The sequence below is a fragment of the Micrococcus sp. KRD077 genome (assembly GCF_017168505.1).
Taxonomy (GTDB): Bacteria; Actinomycetota; Actinomycetes; order Actinomycetales; family Micrococcaceae; genus Micrococcus; species Micrococcus luteus.
The window spans coordinates 7133-11369 of sequence record NZ_JABFAZ010000032.1; the positions used below are offsets into that span (position 1 = coordinate 7133).

2 protein-coding genes and 2 pseudogenes are annotated in these 4237 nt (G+C 66.3%); 1 reads left to right on the top strand and 3 read right to left on the bottom strand.

The window, feature by feature from the left end:
- Positions 1 to 77: 77 nt before the first annotated feature.
- Both J1M39_RS07795 and J1M39_RS07800 read right to left on the bottom strand, forming a co-directional pair.
- Entirely contained in the window at positions 78 to 2324 is a 2247-nt protein-coding gene (locus J1M39_RS07795) for a DNA methyltransferase (protein WP_206496649.1), read from the bottom strand.
- A 57-nt stretch (positions 2325 to 2381) separates the two neighbouring features.
- Positions 2382 to 3164 (bottom strand): abortive infection family protein, encoded by a 783-nt coding sequence (locus J1M39_RS07800; protein ID WP_036314019.1) that lies wholly within the window; start codon positions 3162 to 3164, stop codon positions 2382 to 2384.
- A gap of 59 nt (positions 3165 to 3223) precedes the next feature.
- On the opposite strand from J1M39_RS07800, the pseudogene J1M39_RS12635 reads away from it, so the two are divergent.
- Positions 3224 to 3320: pseudogene (locus J1M39_RS12635) on the top strand (IS5/IS1182 family transposase); the annotation flags it as partial.
- Positions 3321 to 3819: 499 nt separating this feature from the next.
- Here J1M39_RS12635 and J1M39_RS07810 read toward each other — a convergent pair.
- A pseudogene (locus J1M39_RS07810) lies at positions 3820 to 4113 on the bottom strand (integrase core domain-containing protein); the annotation flags it as partial.
- Positions 4114 to 4237 lie beyond the last annotated feature (124 nt).

A 4237-nucleotide genomic window follows, 5' to 3' on the forward strand; every position in this document is an offset into this window, starting at 1 on the left:
CCGGCTCGTCGAAGGTCAGGCCGTCACGAACTGGAAGCAGGCCCTCGCCCAGCTCGCCGCGGCCTACCCCGACCGGATCAACCCCTACCTGTGACCACCCCGCTTACACAGACAAGTTGACACGCCCCATCCGGGTCCATGTCGGCCAGCCAGAGGCACCAGCGCTGCTGGCCGCGGATCAACTCGACCGCACCGACGTAAGGGCGCACGTAGGGGGCCATCACGGGGTCGGCCATCACGGCCTGGTACTGCTCTGCGGTGACGATGAGGTTGCCGTCATCCGTGGGCTTGGAGCCATAGACGACCTCCGGCATGTCGGGGGCGAGCGGGATGCTGCGCTTCTCCACCAACACGTTGGGCCCATCCACCAGGTAGGCGTTGATCGTCTTCACCCCGGGCACCTCGCGGGCCTCACCGCGCGCATGCTCGTATTTGAACAGGCGCGCCCTGGCGTCGGGGTCGCGGGTGAAGCCGACGATCACGCAGTGCACCGCGGCCTTGCCGGGGGCCTGGGAGTCCCACGCGAAGGTGCGGTGGGCGAACTTGATCCGCCAGCCAGCCTGGAAGATTGGGGCGAACAAGCGGGCCGGCTGGTCCCCCTGAACGATGGAGTTCGTGGTCACGAACGCCCACTCCCCATCCCGCTCATCCAGCAGGCGCAGGGTGAGTGCGTGCCAGGAGGTCACGAAGTCCAGGCGGGAAAGCTGCTTGTCACCACCCCAGGCGGCCTGCATCAGGGCCAGCTGGGCAGCCGTGCGGGTGTGGTCGCCCAGGAACGGGGGGTTGCCGAACACGAACGTGCGCCCGGCCGGGGTCGGCAGGGCCTCGGCCCAGTCGAGGGTGAGCGCGTCGTGCTGGTAGATGGTCGCGGTGATCTTGATCGGCAGGCGGTCCGGGGCCTGGCCGAGGGCCGCGGCGAGCTGCCGGTTGGCTTGGTGGTCCACGAGGAACATGGCGGTCTCGGCGATCTTGGCCGGCCACCAGTTGATCTCGATCCCGTAGAACCGGTCGATGTGGATCCGCTGGTCCAAGCTCACGTCCAGGGACAGGTCCTGGGACCCAGTACGACGGCGCTGGTCAGCCAGCAGGTCCGTCTCGATCTCGCGCAGCTTGGCGTAGGCCAGGTTCAAGAAGTTGCCGGCCCCGCAGGCCGGGTCGACATAGATGTTGGCGGCCATCTCCTCGATCAGGCCGATCACCTCACGCCGGGAGGTGGTCTTGTTCTGGATGAGCCGGTCCGCTCGGGCGCGGTACTCGTCCAGGAAGAGCGGGCCGATGGTCTTGAGGATGTTCTCCTCGGAGGTGTAGTGCTCCCCGTCCCCGCGGCGGGCCTGCTTGGACTTGACCAGTTGGAACATGGAGCCGAATACGGCCGGGGAGATCTGGGTCCACCGGAACCGGCAGGCGGCCACGAGCGCGTCCCGGAAGTTGTTGGTGAGGAACCCGGCGGTGGAGGTGCCGTCGAAGATGCCGCCGTTGACGTAGGGGAAGCGGGCCAGGGAGTCCGGCACACCGCGGCGCCGGTTCTCGGGGGTGTTGAGCACGCGGAAGAGGGCGTCGAGCTGGGGGCCGAGGTTGTCGGCGGTGGTGTCCCACTCCACCCAACGCTGGAACAGGTCGGCCTCCCACAGGCCGGCGTCGTCGCCGTAGAGCAGGAACAGCAGCCGGGTGAGCAGGATCGAGGCCTGCTGGGTGGCGAACTCCTCCTCCTCGGCGTCCTCGGGGGCCTCCTCGCCCACGGGCACGTCCACCTCGTCTCCGACGAGGGCGGTGAACATAGAGGCCATCAGCTGCGCGGCCGCGATGGAGGCCTCTTGCTCCTCGGCCTTGGTCACGGTGTCCCGGCCGGCCAGGAACATCAGCTGGTCCACGTGATCGGCGGCCTCTTGCACGGTGAACTCGGCCACCCAGCCGGCCTCGCCCAGACGTTCGACGCGGATGCGGGCGAAGTCGGTGACGAGCACGTACTTGGGCCACTCGTGCTGACCGATGGATCCGCCGGCCAGGTAGTCCAGGGCCTGGGCGTGGGCGACGTCGAGGTCGGCACCCAGGGACTTGGCCTCGCCCAGGGCGACGCCGGACCAGAAGAAGTCGATGTAGCCGGCCCCGCCGGTGGAGGCGCGCGCGGCCCCGCGCTCGAACAGGTCGATGCGCTCGGGGATCACCCCGAAGGTTCGCAGCAGGTCGGACCAGAACTGCTGGGCGAAGGACTTCTCCGTGTGGGTCTGTCCATCGGCGCGCCAGCGGTCGATGCGCTGACCCCAGGCATGTCCGAAGTCGTCCAGGGCTGTGCGGATGACGCCGCGATCTGCAAGTTGCTCCACAGGCACAACGTACACGGGGCCCTGCCGTTCTAAACCTAAGAATCGGGGCCGAGAGGGTCAGCTGGAAACGGGCGGTTTCTCTACGTGGGTGTCGATGAGGAAGCCGGCGATGGCGAACCCCGCGTTGACCGCGAGCTTGGCATGGCGAGGTGCCGGCCCCACAGAGCGCTTGCCTCGACCGTGGGCGTCGCTGAGGGCATTCCTCATCGCGGCCAGTCCTCCAACAAGCGTTGCCGCCCCACTGAGGATCTGCTTGATGATCTGTTCGCTGTGCTGATCCGGTGCCACCTGCATCGCACTTGAGGTGGCCTTGTAGAGCCGAGCGAGATCCCACCCGTCTTCGTACTTCACTCCGCGTTCATCGCAGATGTGCTTGCACACGCTCTCGATGGTGGTGCGGGTCGCGGTGATAGCTCCGTCGGGGTCGTCCTGGACTTTGGTCAGCGCGGCCTGCCAGGACCTGTTGACGGCCTCCCAGTCCTCGAGCTTCTGCAGGGACTCCTGTGCTGCGTGCGCGCCGGGGGTGCCGGCGGAGAGGAGCATGCCCCGTAGCCGGGTGAGCTCCCCTTCAGGGGGGCGGCCGTTTTTGAACTCGCCGTCGTAGGAACACAACTCCAGTAGCACGGCGCGTTGTTGAGGCAGCGGAAGAGAATGCAACCCGGTCTGGAAGATCTGCCATCGGGAGGGGCTCCCGTTCCACCGATAGGGGCCCAGCATGTCGGTGTAACGAGCGAAGAAGTCATGGAGATGGGGGCCGCTGAAGCCTGTCTCCTTGGCGAAGAGCGAGGTGGCTAGAGAATCGATCCGGAACGGCAAAAGCGTTGGAGAGGTAGAGGCCATATACGCTCCTAGGGCGTGTCTGACAAACAGTCTAGGGGCCCACTGGCACCTTGGAAGGCATGTCCCGTTTCCAGATGCTCTCCGATGCCCAGTGGGAGCTGATCGCCCCGATGCTGCCTACTCACACGGGCCGGCCCGGCAGGCCCTTCTCGGATGCGCGGATGATGATCGAGGCCATCATCTACCGGTACCGGTGCGGGATCGCCTAGCGCGATCTGCCCAAGGTCTTCTGGCCGCGGCAGAGAAGTGTGGACCTGGTATCGACGCATGGCCGAAGAAGGCACCTGGGATCGGGTGCTTCAGATGCTGATCGCCGCAGCGGACGCGGGCGGTGCTCGCGTAATCCAAACGATTGTCAGACACGCCCTAGTGGCTGTGCTCACCCTCCTGGCCACCATCGTGCTCAGCTGGGTCGGTCTGGGAAGTTAGGCAGCCGCCGACGCCTGAAACGCCGGTAGCGTCGGCCGCGCGGGACACGAGGTACCCCTAACGACCAGCAACTGGGCTCATGTTGGGGACCTTGGCGGCATCCTAAGGCGCCCCCCCTGAAGAGGGTCGCCTTGTGCACCACCACAACGCTGACCGTGACGCGGTACTGACCTGACAGGTCCCATCGGTGCCCGGGGTCTGCCATGAGTTTGCTTGACACGAGTTATCAGGCGGCGGCAGCCGCCTGGACTGATTGAACCATCTCGAACTCGACAGGGGTGAGCTTCCCGAGACGGGCCTGCCTACGACGGCGGTGATAGGTCCGCTCGATCCAGCTCACGATCGCGAGCCGGAGCTGGTCGAAGGACTGCCAGCGACGCCGGTTCAGCACGTTCTTCTGCAACAACGCGAAGAAGGATTCCATTGCCGCGTTGTCCCCAGCAGCACCGACCCTGCCCATCGACCCGACCAGGCCGTTGACCCGGAGCGTCTCCACGAACCGCCTGGCTCGAAATTGGGCGGGTTCAACCGGTCGTTGCAACACCGTGCGTTGAGAGCGAGCGTAGCTGCTCGGCGAAGACCTCCGCGGGAGTCTTCCAGTCCAGGACCTTCCTGGGCCTGTTGTTCAGCGTGTACGCGACTGC

Excerpts from the sequence above, each read along its gene's own strand:
- J1M39_RS07800 (WP_036314019.1), bottom strand. The coding sequence starts at position 3,164 with ATGGCCTCTACCTCTCCAACGCTTTTGCCGTTCCGGATCGATTCTCTA.